This window comes from Acidovorax sp. Leaf73, assembly GCF_916855635.1.
Lineage (GTDB): Bacteria > Pseudomonadota > Gammaproteobacteria > Burkholderiales > Burkholderiaceae_C > Acidovorax > Acidovorax facilis.
On record NZ_CAKASI010000008.1, the window covers coordinates 1 to 15,658 of the forward strand.

16 protein-coding genes are annotated in these 15,658 nt (G+C 63.1%); 5 read left to right on the plus strand and 11 right to left on the minus strand.

Annotation, left to right across the window (positions count from 1 at the left end; translation table 11 throughout):
- Positions 1–187 precede the first annotated feature (187 nt).
- The 9 genes from leuB to grpE form a co-directional block, all read right to left on the minus strand.
- Entirely contained in the window at positions 188–1,261 is a 1,074-nt protein-coding gene (gene leuB / locus LPA35_RS23285) for a 3-isopropylmalate dehydrogenase (protein WP_121420746.1), read from the minus strand.
- A 91-nt stretch (positions 1,262–1,352) separates the two neighbouring features.
- Positions 1,353–2,003 (minus strand): 3-isopropylmalate dehydratase small subunit, encoded by a 651-nt coding sequence (gene leuD / locus LPA35_RS23290; protein WP_228899279.1) that lies wholly within the window; start codon positions 2,001–2,003, stop codon positions 1,353–1,355.
- Between the two features lie 10 nt (positions 2,004–2,013).
- Positions 2,014–2,145 carry an entericidin A/B family lipoprotein gene (locus LPA35_RS23295; protein ID WP_055399399.1) on the minus strand — a complete coding sequence of 44 codons (132 nt, stop codon included), beginning with the start codon at positions 2,143–2,145 and terminating at the stop codon, positions 2,014–2,016.
- An 11-nt stretch (positions 2,146–2,156) separates the two neighbouring features.
- Entirely contained in the window at positions 2,157–3,578 is a 1,422-nt protein-coding gene (leuC, locus tag LPA35_RS23300) for a 3-isopropylmalate dehydratase large subunit (protein ID WP_218300571.1), read from the minus strand.
- 22 nt (positions 3,579–3,600) lie between these two features.
- Positions 3,601–4,557: a LysR family transcriptional regulator gene (locus LPA35_RS23305; protein ID WP_228899280.1), complete on the minus strand. Its 957-nt coding sequence runs from the start codon at positions 4,555–4,557 to the stop codon at positions 3,601–3,603.
- A 136-nt stretch (positions 4,558–4,693) separates the two neighbouring features.
- The gene (locus LPA35_RS23310) at positions 4,694–6,058 is read right to left on the minus strand and encodes an MBL fold metallo-hydrolase (RefSeq protein ID WP_228899282.1); all 1,365 of its coding nucleotides are present in this window, start codon (positions 6,056–6,058) and stop codon (positions 4,694–4,696) included.
- 153 nt (positions 6,059–6,211) lie between these two features.
- Positions 6,212–7,357, minus strand: coding sequence for a molecular chaperone DnaJ (dnaJ, locus tag LPA35_RS23315; RefSeq protein ID WP_228899290.1), 1,146 nt, complete (start codon positions 7,355–7,357; stop codon positions 6,212–6,214).
- A gap of 86 nt (positions 7,358–7,443) precedes the next feature.
- Positions 7,444–9,396: a molecular chaperone DnaK gene (gene dnaK / locus LPA35_RS23320; RefSeq protein WP_228899292.1), complete on the minus strand. Its 1,953-nt coding sequence runs from the start codon at positions 9,394–9,396 to the stop codon at positions 7,444–7,446.
- 93 nt (positions 9,397–9,489) lie between these two features.
- Positions 9,490–10,041 (minus strand): nucleotide exchange factor GrpE, encoded by a 552-nt coding sequence (gene grpE, locus LPA35_RS23325; protein ID WP_218300573.1) that lies wholly within the window; start codon positions 10,039–10,041, stop codon positions 9,490–9,492.
- 304 nt (positions 10,042–10,345) lie between these two features.
- On the opposite strand from grpE, the gene rpsF reads away from it, so the two are divergent.
- The 5 genes from rpsF (at position 10,346) to dnaB (ending at position 13,405) form a co-directional block, all read left to right on the plus strand.
- Positions 10,346–10,753, plus strand: coding sequence for a 30S ribosomal protein S6 (rpsF, locus tag LPA35_RS23330; RefSeq protein WP_055399389.1), 408 nt, complete (start codon positions 10,346–10,348; stop codon positions 10,751–10,753).
- 14 nt (positions 10,754–10,767) lie between these two features.
- Positions 10,768–11,058, plus strand: a complete 291-nt coding sequence (gene priB / locus LPA35_RS23335) for a primosomal replication protein N (RefSeq protein WP_121420739.1) — start codon at positions 10,768–10,770, stop codon at positions 11,056–11,058.
- A gap of 17 nt (positions 11,059–11,075) precedes the next feature.
- Positions 11,076–11,357 (plus strand): 30S ribosomal protein S18, encoded by a 282-nt coding sequence (gene rpsR / locus LPA35_RS23340; protein ID WP_005795932.1) that lies wholly within the window; start codon positions 11,076–11,078, stop codon positions 11,355–11,357.
- A gap of 12 nt (positions 11,358–11,369) precedes the next feature.
- Positions 11,370–11,822 carry a 50S ribosomal protein L9 gene (rplI, locus tag LPA35_RS23345; RefSeq protein WP_055399385.1) on the plus strand — a complete coding sequence of 151 codons (453 nt, stop codon included), beginning with the start codon at positions 11,370–11,372 and terminating at the stop codon, positions 11,820–11,822.
- A 167-nt stretch (positions 11,823–11,989) separates the two neighbouring features.
- Positions 11,990–13,405: a replicative DNA helicase gene (gene dnaB, locus LPA35_RS23350; RefSeq protein WP_055399383.1), complete on the plus strand. Its 1,416-nt coding sequence runs from the start codon at positions 11,990–11,992 to the stop codon at positions 13,403–13,405.
- Between the two features lie 92 nt (positions 13,406–13,497).
- On the opposite strand, the gene LPA35_RS23355 is transcribed toward dnaB, so the two are convergent.
- Positions 13,498–13,884, minus strand: coding sequence for a hypothetical protein (locus LPA35_RS23355; protein WP_228899298.1), 387 nt, complete (start codon positions 13,882–13,884; stop codon positions 13,498–13,500).
- Between the two features lies 1 nt (position 13,885).
- Positions 13,886–15,652, minus strand: coding sequence for a PhoH family protein (locus LPA35_RS23360; RefSeq protein WP_121505784.1), 1,767 nt, complete (start codon positions 15,650–15,652; stop codon positions 13,886–13,888).
- Between the last annotated feature and the right edge of the window lie 6 nt (positions 15,653–15,658).

Below are 15,658 nucleotides of genomic sequence, written 5' to 3' on the forward strand. Positions count from 1 at the left end.
CTACCTGATCCACCACCGCCAGCTTAAAGGCCAGTGTGTAGTCCTTCTGCGTTCTCTTAACCCATTGATCCACTTGACTTTCCTTCCTGATGAACAGAAAGGTGTCAACCTCATTCAGGACGGGTCATCCACAATAAAAAAGCGCCGGGAGTGCCGGCGCTTTTTTTTGTGACCGCTGAGCGGGGGATCAGGCCGTCAGCGCCTTCACCACCGCATCGCCCATCTGCGCCGTACCCACCTTGGTGGTGCCTTCGCTGTAGATATCGGGCGTCCGCAGGCCCTGCGCCAGCACCTTTTGCACGGCGGCTTCGATGCGCTGGGCGGCGGCTTCCTGGTTCAGGCTGAAGCGCAGCATCATCGCGGCCGAGAGGATGGTGGCCAGCGGGTTGGCCACGCCCTTGCCGGCGATGTCGGGCGCACTGCCGTGGCTGGGTTCGTACAGGCCCTGGTTGCTGCTGTTCAGGCTGGCCGAGGGCAGCATGCCGATGGAGCCTGTGAGCATGGAGGCTTCGTCCGACAGGATGTCGCCGAACATGTTGCCGGTCACCACCACGTCAAACGCCTTGGGGGCCTTGACCAGCTGCATGGCCGCGTTGTCCACGTACATGTGCTGCAGCTCGATGTCGGGGTATTCCTTGTGCACGTCGGTGACCACATCCTTCCAGAACTGGAAGGTTTCGAGCACGTTGGCCTTGTCCACGCTGGTGACCTTCTTGTTGCGCTTGCGGGCAGCCTGGAAGGCGACGTGGGCGATGCGCTCGATCTCGGGGCGGCTGTAGCGCATGGTGTCGAAGGCTTCCTCGGCACCGGGGAAGTGGCCATCGGTGGCCACGCGGCGGCCACGCGGCTGGCCAAAGTAGATGTCGCCCGTCAGCTCGCGGATGATGAGGATATCGAGGCCCGCGATCAGCTCGGGCTTGAGGCTCGATGCGCCCACCAGTTGCTCGTAGCAGATGGCGGGGCGGAAGTTGGCGAACAGGCCCAGGTTCTTGCGCAGGCCCAGGATGGCCTGCTCGGGGCGCAGGGGGCGGTCGAGCTTGTCGTACTTCCAGTCGCCCACAGCGCCGAACAGGATGGCGTCGGCTTCCTTGGCGAGCTTCAGGGTGGATTCGGGCAGCGGGTGGCCGTGGGCCTCGTAGGCGGCGCCGCCGACCAGGGCAGATTCCATCTCGAACTTCAGGTCCAGGGCTTCCAGAACCTTCACGGCTTCGGAGACGATTTCGGTACCGATGCCGTCACCCGGCAGAACTGCGATTTTCATTGAATTTGCTTTGATTTTGATAGCTGCTACCGCTTATGGATAAAGCGCTAGAGGCCAATTTAAATGATATTTTTTTGATGCCTGCGGTGTCTTACGACACCATGGTGTGCGCAAGCCAGGGCTTGGTCGCCAGGCGCTGCGCTTCAAACGCCTTGATCTTGTCGGACTGGCGCAGGGTCAGGCCGATGTCGTCGAAGCCGTTGAGGAGGCAGTACTTGCGGAAGGCCTGCACGTCGAACGGAATCTCTTCGCCCTGAGGACGCACGATGACCTGGCGCTCCAGGTCGATGGTGAGTTGGTAGCCGGGGAAGGCGTGCACTTCATCGAACAGCTGGGCCACCGTTGCCTCGGGCAGCACGATAGGCAGCAGGCCGTTCTTGAAGCAGTTGTTGAAGAAGATGTCGGCAAAACTCGGCGCGATCACGGCGCGAAAGCCGAACTGGTCCAGTGCCCAGGGCGCGTGTTCGCGGCTGGAGCCGCAGCCGAAGTTCTTGCGTGCCAGCAGGATGGAGGCGCCTGCATAGCGCGGCTGGTTCAGCACGAAGTCGGGGTTGGGCTTGCGGCTGGCCGGGTCCTGGCCCGGCTCGCCGTGGTCCAGGTAGCGCCATTCGTCAAACAGGTTCACGCCAAAGCCGGTCTTCTTGATCGACTTCAGAAACTGCTTGGGGATGATCGCGTCGGTATCGACGTTCTCGCGGTCCATCGGGGCCACCAGGCCCTTGAGTAAGGTGAATTTCTGCATGGGTGCCTTGTTACTTGTTGGCGGCGCGTTCGAGTGCGCCCCCTGCCCGTTGAACGTCCTGGCCTACGCCCTTGACGGTGTTGCATCCGCCCAGCAGCAAGGCGGCAGACAGTGCGATGAGGATGGCGGCGATTTTCTTCATGGCGGGCTCCTTCAGGCGAATTGGCGAATGTCCACAAAATGACCGTGCACGGCAGCGGCTGCTGCCATGGCGGGGCTGACGAGATGGGTGCGGCCACCAGCGCCCTGGCGGCCTTCGAAGTTGCGGTTGCTGGTGGATGCGCAGCGCTCGCCCGGCTCCAGGCGGTCGGCGTTCATGGCCAGGCACATGCTGCAGCCGGGCTCGCGCCACTCAAAGCCTGCAGCCACAAAAATCTTGTCCAGGCCTTCGCGCTCGGCCTGCTCTTTGACGAGGCCCGAGCCGGGAACCACCATGGCCAGCTTCACGTTGCTGGCCACCTTGCGGCCGAGGTTCTTCACCACAGCAGCGGCTTCGCGCATGTCTTCGATGCGGCTGTTGGTGCAACTGCCGATGAACACCTTGTCGATGGTGATGTCGTTGATTGCCTTGCCGGGCTGCAGGCCCATGTAGGTCAAGGCGCGCTCGATGGCGCCGCGCTTGTTGGCGTCCTTTTCCTTGTCGGGGTCCGGCACGCGGGCATCCACGCCCAGCACCATTTCGGGCGACGTGCCCCAGGTCACCTGCGGCACGATGTCGGCGGCGTCGAGCTTCACCACGGTGTCGAACTTGGCGTCGGGGTCGGAGTGCAGCGTCTTCCAGTACGCCACGGCCTGGTCCCATTCGACGCCCGTGGGCGACAGGGGGCGGCCCCTGACGTATTCGATGGTCTTGTCGTCCACCGCCACCAGGCCAGCGCGCGCGCCGCCTTCGATGGCCATGTTGCACACGGTCATGCGGCCTTCCATGCTCATCGCGCGGAAGACGGAGCCTGCAAATTCGATGGTGTAGCCCGTGCCGCCGGCCGTGCCGATCTTGCCGATGATGGCCAGCACCACGTCCTTGGGCGTCACGCCCTTGGCGAGCGTGCCGTCCACCTGCACCAGCATGTTCTTGGCCTTCTTGGCCAGCAGCGTCTGTGTGGCCATCACGTGCTCGACCTCGGAGGTGCCGATGCCGTGGGCCAGTGCGCCGAACGCGCCGTGCGTGCTGGTATGGCTGTCGCCGCACACCACCGTCATGCCGGGCAGGGTGGCACCGTTTTCAGGGCCGATGACGTGCACGATGCCCTGGCGCTTGTGCATGAAGGGGAAGAACGCAGCGGGCGAGATCTGCGCCATGTTGTCGTTCAGCGTGGTGATCTGCTCTTTGCTGATGGGGTCGGTGATGCCGTCGTAGCCGTTTTCCCAGCCGGTGGTGGGCGTGTTGTGGTCGGCGGTGGCCACGATGGAACTCATGCGCCAGACCTTGCGGCCCGCCTCGCGCAGGCCTTCAAACGCCTGGGGGCTGGTCACCTCGTGCACCAGATGGCGGTCGATGTAGAGGATGGAGGTGCCGTCCTCTTCGGTGTGGACGACATGCTCGTCCCAGATCTTGTCGTACAGGGTGCGTCCCATGGCGTGGCTTTCTTTCTGCTTTTCAGGTGGGTGATTGGATTTTAGTGTCGGGGTCTGGCCGGGGTGACAGGTGTTCCACCAGCAAACGGGCCGTGACGGGCAGGGCGTTGAAGTCGCGAGCCACCACACGCAGCTCGCGGTGGGCCCAGGCATCGGTCAGCGGGATGGCTTGCAGGTTGCCCACGCCGCGCATCAGCGCAAATGCCCGGTCGGGCAGCAGGCCCACGCCCAGGCCGTTGTCGATCATGCGGCACATGGCATCGAGCCCTGTGACCTGGATGCGCTGTCGCAGCGGGCGCCCGGCGGCGGCGGCGGCGGCGCGCATGGCCAGGCTGATGCTGCTGTTGGCATGCAGGCCCACGATGTCCCAGTCCAGAACTTCTTCAAAATTGATAGCGTCCAGCGCAGACAGGTCGTGCGCCAGGGGTACAACGAGCACCAGATTGTCGGCGCGGTAAGGGCGGCTTTGCAATTCCAGGGCACCGTTGCCACTGGCCATGCCGATGTTGCAGATGCCCAGGTCGGCGGCGCCCTCCTGCACGGCATGCAGCACGTCGCTGGAGAGGTGCTCCTGCAGGTCGATCTTGATCTGGCTGTGCTCGCGCGCAAAGGCGCCCAGGTCTTCGGGCAGGAACTGGAAGATGGCCGAGATGTTGGCGTGCATGCGGACATGGCCGCGCACGCCGTCGGCGTATTCGCTCAACTCGCCCTGCATGCGTTCGAGGCCAAACAGCACGGTGCGCGCATGGTGCAGCAGGCTCTCGCCTGCGGGTGTGAGCGTGACGCCCCGGCTGTGGCGGTAGAGCAGGGCGGTGTCCACGGCGGTTTCCAGGTCCGACAGGCGCTTGCTGACGGCCGATGCCGCAATGAATTCGCGCTCAGCCGCGCGGCCAATGCTGCCGAGCTCGCACACCGCCACAAACAGTTGCAGCGAGGTTAGGTCGATACGGCGCGCAAAACTGCGCTCGGAGCTTTTCATGGGGTTTTAACTTCTCGAAATGAGAAGGTTGCCTATTTTCTTCCCATTATTGCCACTTTGACATCGCGATACGCGATGGCGGCACTGCCCTTCTGCGCGAGGGTAGAACCGCTGAGGCCCAGAAAGCTAACGTGGCTCAGGCGGTGCAGGTGCTGCCGTGCTCTGGCACAGCGGCACGCCAGCGCAGCTCATGTTCAATGCGCTGACGCAGCAGATCGGCCGCGCCCATTTCACCATGCACCACGTACACCTTGTCCGGCGCGTGCCCCATGCTGTGCAGCCAGGCGATGAGCTGGTTGCCGTCGGCATGGGCTGATGCAGAGGACAGCCGAACCACCTCGGCCCGCACGGCCACGTCCTGGCCGTGGATACGGATGGTTTTTTCGCCCTCTGCCAGCCGCGCACCACGGGTGCCTGGGGCCTGGTGGCCGGTCAGGATGATCATGTTGCGGTGGTCGCCTGCGTGCAGTGCCAGGTGGTGCAGCACGCGCCCCCCGGTGGCCATGCCGCTGGCCGACAGGATGACCATGGGGCCATGAAGCTTGGCCAGCCCCTTGGATTGCTCGGGCGTCTGGACCATGGTGGCGCCATGCTCCAGTGCCTGCACCTCGCGGCCGCTCAGGCGGTGTTCCTGCATGTGGTGCTGGAACAGCCCCGTGGTACTGACGGCCATGGGGCTGTCCAGAAACACCTTGAGCGATGCGGGCACCACACCCTGCGCCTTGAGTAGGCCAATCGCGTGCAGCACGACCTGTGCACGCCCCACGGCAAACACCGGCACCACGGCAATACCGCCACGCGCCGCCAGGCGCTGCAGGGCGGGGCCCAGTTCATCGAGCGGACCTTCGGGCGGGTGCTCGCGGTCGCCGTAGGTGGACTCGATGAGCACGGTGTCGGCCTGGGGCGGCGCGTCAGGCGGGTTCATGAGCAGGTCATCGGGCCGCCCCAGGTCGCCCGAAAACAGAATGCGCCTGCCTCCCACCTCCAGCAGCACGCTGGCTGCACCAAGGATGTGGCCTGCGGGCGAAAACGTCACACGCCAGCCGGGCAGGGGCTCAAACGCCTTGTGAAATGGGTGGATCTGGAACTGCTTGAGGCAGTGCAGCGCGTCGAGCCGGGTGTACAGGGGTAGGGCGGGGCTGTGGCTGCTGAGCTGGTGGCGGTTGAGAAAGGCCGCGTCTTCTTCCTGCAGGTGCCCGCTGTCGGGCAGCAGGATGGTGCACAGGTCGCGTGTGCCCGGTGTGCAGTGGATGGCGTGGGTGTAGCCGTCGCGCGCCAGCAGCGGCAGGTAGCCGCTGTGATCCAGGTGGGCATGGGTCAGCACCACGGCGTCGATCTGGTGCGGCGTGACGGGCAGAGGCTGCCAGTTGCGCAGGCGCAACTGCTTGTAGCCCTGGAACAGGCCGCAATCGACCAGGAGGCTCTTTCCGTTGTAACGCACCAGGTACTTGGAGCCGGTGACCGTGCCGGAGCCGCCCAGGAAGGTGATGTTGACGTTCATGTGCCCAAGCTCCCGGGTGATCATCGATGAGACCCATCCTACTGCGCTGTGCGTGCATCGCACGGGCCTTAGGGAGTTTCTTGCCCTGCGTCAAGAAAAAACCGCCTGGGCCAAAAGGCCACAAGCGGTTTTCGATGGGATGCCGGTGCGCGGTCAGCTGAAGAAGTTCTTCAGCCGGTCCGTCCAGCTCTCGCCGCTGGGCGAGTGGCGGGCGCCGCCCTTCTTGAGCGAATCTTCCAGTTCGCGCAGCAGCTTGCGCTGGTGCTCGGTCAGCTTGACGGGTGTCTCGACTGCGATGTGGCAGTACAGATCGCCCGGGTAGCTGGCACGCACGCCCTTGATGCCCTTGCCACGCAGGCGGAACTGCTTGCCGGCTTGGGTGCCTTCAGGAATGTCGATCGCTGCCTTGCCAGCCAGCGTGGGCACTTCGATCTCGCCGCCGAGTGCTGCCGTGATGAAGCTCACGGGCACCTGGCAGTGCAGGTCGTCGCCATCGCGCTCGAAGATGTCGTGTTTCTTCAGGCGGATTTCGATGTACAGGTCACCCGGTGGGCCGCCGTTGGTGCCCGGCTCGCCGTTGCCGGTGGAGCGGATGCGCATGCCGTCGTCGATGCCCGCAGGGATCTTCACTTCCAGCGTCTTTTGCTTCTTGAGCTTGCCCTGGCCATGGCAGGTCGTGCACGGCTCGGGAATGATCTTGCCCGTGCCGCGGCAGTGGGGGCAGGTCTGCTGCACGCTGAAGAAGCCCTGGCGCATCTGCACCGTGCCCGCGCCCTGGCAGGTGCCGCAGGTCTTGGCACTGGTGCCGGGCTTGGCGCCGGTGCCGTGGCAGGTGTCGCAGCTCTCCCATGACGGGATGCGGATCTGCGCATCCTTGCCGCGTGCGGCTTCTTCGAGGGTGATCTCCATCGCGTACGACAGGTCGCTGCCTCGGTACACCTGTCGGCCGCCGGCACCGCGCCCACGCCCGCCCTGCTGGCCAAACATGTCGCCGAAGATGTCGCCAAAGGCCTCGGCAAATCCGCCAAAACCTTCCGCACCTGCGCCGCCGGGGCCGCGCATGTTGGGGTCCACGCCTGCGTGGCCGTACTGGTCGTAGGCAGCGCGTTTTTGCGGGTCAGAGAGCATCTCGTAGGCCTCTTTGGCCTCCTTGAACTTCTCTTCGGCAGGCTTGGCTGCGTCACCCTGGTTGCGGTCAGGGTGGTGCTTCATCGCCAGCTTGCGATAGGCCTTCTTGATTTCTTCGTCCGAGGCGTTCTTGGGAACGCCCAGGATTTCGTAAAAGTCTCTTTTGGACATGGTCATTCTGAGCCCGGTTGGAACAGGAACGCCGCGCAAGCCCCGTCAAGGGCCCCGCGCGGCGGCTGGGGTCAACGGGGGCGTGCTCAGCCCTTCTTGACTTCCTTCACCTCGGCATCGACGACGTTGTCGTCGTCTGCGGGCTTGGCTGACGCACCACCGGCCGATGCGCCTGCGGCCTCTGCACCACCGGCTGCCTGAGCAGCTTGCGCTGCCTGCGACTCTGCGTACATCTTTTCGCCCAGCTTCTGGCTGGCAGCCATCAGCGCCGTGGTCTTTTCGTCAATCGCGGCCTTGTCTTCGCCCTTCAAGGCTTCTTCCAGCGCCTTGACTGCGGCAGTGATCGCGTCCTTTTCACCTGCGTCGAGCTTGTCGCCGTGTTCGGCCAGGCTCTTGTTCACGCTGTGCACGGCGGCTTCACCCTGGTTGCGGGCTTGCACCAGCTCCAGCTTCTTCTTGTCGTCGGCCGCGTTCAGCTCGGCATCCTTCACCATCTGCTGGATTTCTTCTTCCGACAGGCCTGAGTTGGCCTTGATGGTGATCTTGTTTTCCTTGCCCGTGCCCTTGTCCTTGGCGCCCACGTGCAAGATGCCGTTGGCGTCGATGTCGAACGACACCTCGATCTGCGGAACACCGCGGGACGCAGGTGGAATGCCCTCCAGGTTGAACTCGCCCAGCAGCTTGTTGCCGGTAGCCATTTCGCGCTCGCCCTGGTAGACCTTGATGGTCACGGCAGGCTGGTTGTCGTCGGCCGTCGAGAAGGTCTGTGCGAACTTCGTCGGGATGGTCGTGTTCTTCGTGATCATCTTGGTCATGACACCGCCCAGGGTTTCGATGCCCAGCGACAGGGGCGTCACGTCCAGCAGCAGCACGTCCTTGCGGTCACCCGACAGCACCTGGCCCTGGATGGCAGCGCCCACGGCCACGGCTTCGTCGGGGTTCACGTCCTTGCGGGGGTCCTTGCCGAAGAATTCCTTGACCTTTTCTTGCACCTTAGGCATGCGGGTCATGCCGCCGACCAGGATCACGTCATGGATGTCCGACACCGACACGCCAGCATCCTTGATGGCCATGCGGCAAGGAGCGATGGTGCGCTCGATCAGCTCTTCCACCAGTTGTTCCAGCTTGGCGCGGGTCAGCTTGATGTTCAGGTGCTTGGGGCCCGATGCGTCTGCCGTGATGTAGGGCAGGTTGATGTCTGTCGAGGCCGAGTTCGACAGTTCGATCTTGGCTTTCTCGGCCGCTTCCTTCAGGCGCTGCAGGGCCAGCACGTCATTCTTGAGGTTGACGCCCGACTCCTTCTTGAACTCGTCAATGATGAAGTCGATGATGCGCTGGTCGAAGTCTTCGCCGCCCAGGAAGGTGTCGCCGTTGGTCGACAGCACTTCGAACTGCTTTTCGCCGTCCACATCGGCGATTTCAATGATGGACACGTCGAACGTGCCGCCACCCAGGTCATACACAGCGATCTTGCGGTCGCCCTTTTCCTGCTTGTCCAGGCCAAAGGCCAAGGCTGCAGCGGTGGGTTCGTTGATGATGCGCTTGACGTCCAGGCCCGCAATGCGGCCAGCGTCCTTGGTGGCCTGGCGCTGTGCGTCGTTGAAGTACGCGGGCACTGTGATGACGGCTTCCGTCACGGGCTCGCCCAGGTAGTCTTCAGCCGTCTTCTTCATCTTGCGCAGGATGTCGGCAGACACTTGCTGGGCCGACAGCTTGTTGCCGCGCACTTCGATCCAGGCGTCGCCGTTGTCGGCGGCCACGATCTTGTAGGGCATCAGGTCGATGTCCTTTTGCACTTCTTTTTCGGTGAACTTGCGGCCGATCAGGCGCTTGACGGCGTACAGCGTGTTCTTGGGGTTGGTCACGGCCTGGCGCTTGGCCGAGGCACCGACGAGGATCTCGCCGTCTTCCTGGTAGGCCACGATGGAGGGCGTGGTGCGTGCACCTTCGCTGTTTTCGATCACGCGGGTCGTGTTGCCCTCCATGATGGAGACGCAGCTGTTGGTCGTACCCAGGTCAATGCCGATGATTCTTCCCATGATTTTTCTCCGAATGCTTGAATGGTTTGGATGGCTAGTAACTTGTGGATAACTTGGTGTGGTTCAAGTCTTCCGGGTCGATTTTTTTGAGGCTTACTTGGGAGCCGTCACCGTGACCAGGGCCGGACGCAGCACGCGCTCGGCGATCACATAGCCCTTTTGCAGCACAGCCACCACGGTGTTGGCTTCCTGCTCGGCAGGCACCACGCTGATAGCCTGGTGCTGGTGCGGATCGAACTTGGCGCCAGCGGCCGGGTTGATGGCAATCACCTTGTTGCGCTCCAGTGCCGACGTCAGCTGGCGCAGGGTGGCGTCGGCGCCTTCGCGCAGCTGCTGGGGCGTGGCTTCCTTGATGGCCAGGGCGGCATCCAGGCTGTCGGCCACGGGCAGCAGGCTCTCGGCAAAGCTCTCGATACCGAATTTGCGGGCCTTGGAAACCTCGTCTTCGGCGCGGCGGCGGGCGTTCTCGGCCTCGGCCTTGGCGCGCAGGAACTGGTCGGCCAGATCAGCGCTTTTGGCCTTGAGCTCGGCCAACTCGCCCTGCAGGCGTGCCAGCTCGTCAGAGGCGTGGGCAGCCATTGCGGCTTCGACTTCTTCGGGGGCGGATGCGCTCTGTGCGGGGGTGGTTTGGCTGGTGTCGGACATGTCTTGGTCTGGAAGTAAATGAACGGTACGCGCGGGATCTGGGGGCGTGCCACCACAAATCAAGGTCTGCGCCAGGGGCATAGTCTCACGAGCCCCGTATGCATCGCGGTTTGTTGTATTGCATGTCGGCCCAGCCACTGGTTTTACAAGGGGCTGGACGCATCTATGGCATCTTTTTGTACGCCTAGACAGGGGCGGCGAAGCACTGAGTGTACAAGCGACGCAGGCCGGGCTATAATCGCAGGCTTTCCCTTGCCACACCACTTCAAGACGCAGTGGGTGGTCTTACCCAAAAGGAGTATGCATGCGTCATTACGAAATCATTTTGTTGATCCATCCGGATCAAAGCGAGCAAGTTCCAGCCATGCTGGAGCGCTACAAGGGCATGATCACCGCTGGCGGTGGCAAGGTGCACCGCGTGGAAGACTGGGGCCGCCGTCAACTGGCGTACCTGATCAACAAGCTGGCCAAGGCCCATTACCTGTGCGTGAACATCGAAGCCGATCAGGCCGTGATGGCTGAACTGGAGCACGCCTTCAAGTTCAACGACGCCGTGCTGCGCCACCTGACGGTTCAGAAGAAGAAGGCTGATACGGGCCCATCTTCCATGATGAAGACCGTCGAGCGCGAAGAAGCCCGCAAGGCCAGCCAAGCTGAATATGCAGCGGCCGGTGGTGAGCGCGGCGAGCGCCCAGATCGCGCCGAGCGCTGATCTAGCCCGTTGGAGTGGAGAACCGCGTCGCCTTGACCGCCTGTATCGCAGAGGCTGAACCCCTGCGCTACACGCCCGCCGGATTGCCTGCCCTTACGCTGCGCCTCGAACACGAGTCCCAGCAAACCGAGGCAGGCCACCCCCGCGAAGTCAAGGCTGCCATGAAAGCCATTGCCTTTGGAGCGATGGCCGAGCGACTGGCACGGCAGAACATCGGAAGTCTCTGGACTTTCCATGGATTTCTGGCCAACCCGCGCAATGGCAAGACCGCAGTACTGCACATCCAGGATATTCAACAAAATTAATTTTCAAGGGGTCCGCAATGGCCACGTTCAAGAAGTTCAACAAAGACAAGCGCCCAAAGCGCAACACCCAGTCCCTGCTGTTCAAGCGCAAGCGCTTCTGCCGCTTCACGGTGACCGGTGTTGAAGAAATCGACTACAAGGATGTCGATACGCTGCGTGATTTCATTGCCGAAAACGGCAAGATCATCCCCGCACGCCTGACCGGCACGCGCGCCATCTTCCAGCGTCAGCTGAACACCGCCATCAAGCGCGCCCGCTTCCTGGCCCTGGTGCCTTACAGCGACCAGCACAAGATCTAAGGAGCACAACCCATGCAAATCATCCTGCTCGACAAGGTTGTGAACCTCGGCAACCTCGGTGAAATCGTCAAGGTCAAAGACGGCTACGCCCGCAACTTCCTGATCCCCGCTGGCCGCGCCCGCCGCGCCACCGAAGCTGCCAAGGCAGAGTTCGAAGCCAAGCGCGCTGAACTCGAAAAGGCCGCTGCTGCCAAGCTGGCAGAAGCCCAAGCCCAAGGCGAAAAGCTGGCTGGCACCACCGTCAAGCTGACGCAAAAGGCTGGCGTGGACGGTCGTCTGTTTGGTTCCGTGACCAACCATGACATCGCCGAAGAACTGAGCAAGCAAGGCTACAAGGTTGCCAAGTCGCAAATCCGCCTGCCCAACGGCCCGATCAAGGTCGTGAGCGAAAGCACTGTCAGCGTGGCTCTGCACACCGATGTGGTGGTGGACGTGACCGTGTCGGTCTACGGCGAAACCGCCTGAGATTCACTTCGGTGTTTCACGCAAAGCCGCCTTCGGGCGGCTTTTGTTTTTGTGCGGCTCTGGGTTGTACATGGTTACCCACTGGTTGCCCCAACTTTATCCACAGACTTGTGCCATGACGGCGCGCCGCACGGGCGCTAGCATGCCGGGTTAGCTCCGAGGATTCCATGTCTGCTGTTTTTCCGCCCCTTGACGATGGCTTCACGCCGGTACCCGACCGTGAAATCGCCCAGTTGCGCGTGCCGCCGCACTCGATAGAAGCGGAGTCCAGCGTGCTGGGCGGGTTGCTGCTGGACAACAACGCCTGGGACCGCGTGGGCGACCTGCTGGTAGAAAGCCATTTCTACCGCCATGAGCACCAGATGATCTACTCGGCCATCGGCGCACTGATCAACGCCAGCAAGCCGGCCGACGTGATCACCGTGTTCGAGCACCTGCAGAACCAGGGCAAGGTGCAAGAGATGGGTGGGCTGGCCTATTTGAACAATCTGGCGCAATACGTACCCAGCGCCAGCAACATCCGCCGCTATGCGGAAATCGTGCGCGAGCGTGCCATCCTGCGCAAGCTGGTCACGGCCAGCGACGAAATTTCCACCAACGCGTTCAACCCGCAAGGCAAGACGGTCGAACGGATTCTGGACGAGGCCGAGTCCAAGATTTTTGCCATTGGCGAGGAAGGCTCGCGCACCAAGCAGGGCTTTCAGTCGCTGGATACGCTGGTGATCGACCTGCTCGATCGCGTGCAGGAGATGGCAGACAACCCTGTGGATGTGACGGGTGTGCCCACCGGGTTTGCAGACCTCGACCGCATGACCAGTGGGCTGCAGGCGGGCGACATGGTGGTGCTGGCAGCGCGCCCCTCCATGGGCAAGACCTCGTTCGCGGTGAACATTGCCGAGCACGTGGCGCTCAATGAGGGCCTGCCGGTCGCCATCTTCTCGATGGAAATGGGCGCCGCCCAGCTGGCGGTGCGTATCGTGGGTTCGATTGGCCGGGTGAACCAGGGCAATCTGCGCACCGGCAAGCTCACCGATGACGAGTGGCCGCGCCTGACCGAGGCGATTGAAAAACTGCGCACCGTCTCGCTGCACATTGATGAGACCCCGGGCCTCACGCCCGGCGAATTGCGCGCCAACGCGCGGCGCCTGGCGCGCCAGTGCGGCAAGCTGGGCCTGATCGTGGTCGACTATTTGCAGCTGATGAGCGGCTCTGGTTCGGCGGCCAGTTCGGACAACCGGGCGACCGAGCTGGGTGAAATTTCCCGGGGCCTCAAGATGCTGGCCAAGGAACTGCAGTGCCCGGTGATCGCGCTGTCGCAGCTCAACCGCTCGGTGGAGCAGCGCACCGACAAGCGCCCCATGATGTCCGACCTGCGCGAGTCGGGCGCTATCGAGCAGGACGCCGACATCATCATGTTCATCTACCGCGACGACTACTACAACAAGGACTCCAAGGAGCCCAACGTGGCCGAGGTCATCATCGGCAAGCAGCGTAACGGCCCCACGGGTACCGTGAAGCTGTTCTTCCAGAAGAACCAGACGCGCTTCGAGAACCTGGCGATGGGTTCGGGCGACGATTTCTAATAATAATAGCCACTAGCGCTTATTGGGTAAGCGCAAGTAGCTATCAAATTAGGAGTTTTTGGCCGGGGTAGATGGTGTTGGTCGGAGTTCCGTTAGGGTCGCAGCACCCACACCAGCAAACCCGCACATCCCACGGCAAGAACACCCACAGCCACAGTGAGCAGTTGCTGGCGTTGGCGCAGCACTTCTACCGCCTGCACCACCTGGGCATTCTGTTCGGCCAGTGACTGGATCAGCACGGCGGATTCCTGTTGCTCCTGCTCCAGCATTGCCACCCGCTCGCGCAGATGTTGCAGCTGCAAGGCCACGGGAATGGCGGGTTCGCCCCCAGCGCCTTCGAGTGTTCCCGCTGCAGTTTCAGCCTTCCCTTTTCGGGTGGTGCTCAGCAGCTTCTTGGCCGCCTGGAGAATCTGGGGCGTCGCCTCGATGACGTCGCCCCAGGGCACCAGCTTCAGTGCTGCAACCCAGCCTGCAGCCAACTCAGAGCACCTCGCTGGCGAAATCTGCCAAGCGCGAGCGTTCGCCGCGCGCCAGCGTGATGTGCCCGCTGTGCGGCCAGCCCTTGAAGCGGTCCACGGCGTAGGTAAGCCCGGAGGACCCTTCGGTCAGGTACGGCGTGTCGATCTGCGCGAGGTTGCCCATGCAGATGATCTTGGTGCCGGGACCGGCGCGGGTGATCAGCGTCTTCATTTGCTTGGGCGTCAGGTTCTGCGCCTCATCGATGATCACGTACTTGTTCAGGAAGGTGCGTCCGCGCATGAAGTTCATGCTCTTGATCTTGATGCGGCTGCGGATCAGCTCGTTGGTGGCAGCGCGGCCCCACTCGCCAGCATTGCCGCCGTCGCCCTTGGCCAAAAACTCCAGGTTGTCGTCCAGCGCGCCCATCCAGGGGCCCATCTTTTCTTCTTCGGTACCGGGCAAAAAGCCGATGTCCTCGCCCACGCTCACCGTGGCGCGGGTCATGATGATCTCGGTGTAGCGGCGATCGTCCAGCACCTGGGTCAGGCCTGCAGCCAGGGCGAGCAGGGTCTTGCCGGTGCCGGCCGTGCCGGTCAGGGTCACGAAGTCGATCTCGGGGTCCATGAGCAGGTTCATGGCGTAGTTCTGTTCGCGGTTGCGCGTGGTCACGCCCCACACGGCATTTTTGGCCGAACCGTAGTCCTTCAGGGTCTGCAGTACCGCTGTTTTCTCGCGGATTTCGCTCACGCGCGCAAACAGGCTGGGCTCGCCGGGGGCTTCGAAGTACACGAACTGATTGATCATCAGCTGCGGCACGATGGGGCCGCCAATGCGGTAATAGGTGTGGGCGCCGCTTTGCCAGCTTTCCACGTTCTTGCCGCTCTTGGCCCAGAAGTCGGGGGGCAGGGCCAGCACGCCAGCGTAGAGCAGGTCGCCATCTTCCAGTGTCTTGTCGTTCTGGTAGTCCTCGGCAGTCAGGCCCAGCGCGCGGGCTTTGACGCGCATGTTGATGTCTTTGGAGACCAGCACCACTTCGCGCGGTGCGTGCAGCTTGCGCAGGGCTTCGACCACGCCCAGGATCTGGTTGTCGGCTTTGCCCGGGGGCAGGCTGGTGGGTAGGCTGTAGTCCAGTGGCACCGTCTGGAAGAACAGGTGGCCACCCGCAGCACGCTGGCCGGTGGAGTCAAGCTTGAGGCCCTTGGCCATGTCGGCGCCCTGGGCGGCAGCCAGGGCATCCAGCGTGCGGCTGGCCTGGCGGCCGTTGCGGGCCACTTCGGTCATGCCCTTCTTGTGGCCGTCCAGTTCTTCCAGCACGATCATCGGCAGGAAGATGTCGTGCTCTTCAAAGCGGAAGAGGCTGGTTGGGTCATGCAGGAGCACGTTGGTGTCCAGCACAAAGAGCTTGGTCGGACCTTGCGGTGCGGATTTGCGGGTGCGTGTGGTGGTCGCGGTGGCCGGGGTGGTGCTGGCGGTGACGGCGGCAGGTGTGTCGGTGCTGCGTGCCTTGCGCGTGCCGGTGCTTCGGGCCACGGGGGCGGCGGAGGGTTGGGGTGTGCGTGCTCGGGTCTCAATCTGGACCAATGGAGCTGTGTCAGGCGCTGCCAGCGACGAGGCCACGCTGTCTGCCTTACGTCCGGCGCGGGTGGGGGCTGTAGCGGTGGCGGTGCGCTGGGGCGTAGCAACGGCTTCGTTGGCCGAGGTGGTAGCTACGCGGGGGCGGGCTGCGACTTCAAAGGCTTCTGGCGCGAGGAGTGCAGCGCGCCGGCTGGGGGCGGGGGGCAGGGGCATGGTGGC

What these genes read in the sequence shown, in the direction of transcription:
- leuD (WP_228899279.1), bottom strand. Translation starts at nt 2,003, where the DNA reads ATGCAGAAATTCACCTTACTCAAGGGCCTGGTGGCCCCGATGGACCGC.
- LPA35_RS23305 (WP_228899280.1), bottom strand. Translation starts at nt 4,557, where the DNA reads ATGAAAAGCTCCGAGCGCAGTTTTGCGCGCCGTATCGACCTAACCTCG.
- leuC (WP_218300571.1), bottom strand. Translation starts at nt 3,578, where the DNA reads ATGGGACGCACCCTGTACGACAAGATCTGGGACGAGCATGTCGTCCAC.
- LPA35_RS23295 (WP_055399399.1), bottom strand. Translation starts at nt 2,145, where the DNA reads ATGAAGAAAATCGCCGCCATCCTCATCGCACTGTCTGCCGCCTTGCTG.
- dnaB (WP_055399383.1), top strand. Translation starts at nt 11,990, where the DNA reads ATGTCTGCTGTTTTTCCGCCCCTTGACGATGGCTTCACGCCGGTACCC.
- LPA35_RS23310 (WP_228899282.1), bottom strand. Translation starts at nt 6,058, where the DNA reads ATGAACGTCAACATCACCTTCCTGGGCGGCTCCGGCACGGTCACCGGC.
- rpsF (WP_055399389.1), top strand. Translation starts at nt 10,346, where the DNA reads ATGCGTCATTACGAAATCATTTTGTTGATCCATCCGGATCAAAGCGAG.
- LPA35_RS23360 (WP_121505784.1), bottom strand. Translation starts at nt 15,652, where the DNA reads ATGCCCCTGCCCCCCGCCCCCAGCCGGCGCGCTGCACTCCTCGCGCCA.
- rpsR (WP_005795932.1), top strand. Translation starts at nt 11,076, where the DNA reads ATGGCCACGTTCAAGAAGTTCAACAAAGACAAGCGCCCAAAGCGCAAC.
- dnaK (WP_228899292.1), bottom strand. Translation starts at nt 9,396, where the DNA reads ATGGGAAGAATCATCGGCATTGACCTGGGTACGACCAACAGCTGCGTC.
- dnaJ (WP_228899290.1), bottom strand. Translation starts at nt 7,357, where the DNA reads ATGTCCAAAAGAGACTTTTACGAAATCCTGGGCGTTCCCAAGAACGCC.
- rplI (WP_055399385.1), top strand. Translation starts at nt 11,370, where the DNA reads ATGCAAATCATCCTGCTCGACAAGGTTGTGAACCTCGGCAACCTCGGT.
- grpE (WP_218300573.1), bottom strand. Translation starts at nt 10,041, where the DNA reads ATGTCCGACACCAGCCAAACCACCCCCGCACAGAGCGCATCCGCCCCC.
- leuB (WP_121420746.1), bottom strand. Translation starts at nt 1,261, where the DNA reads ATGAAAATCGCAGTTCTGCCGGGTGACGGCATCGGTACCGAAATCGTC.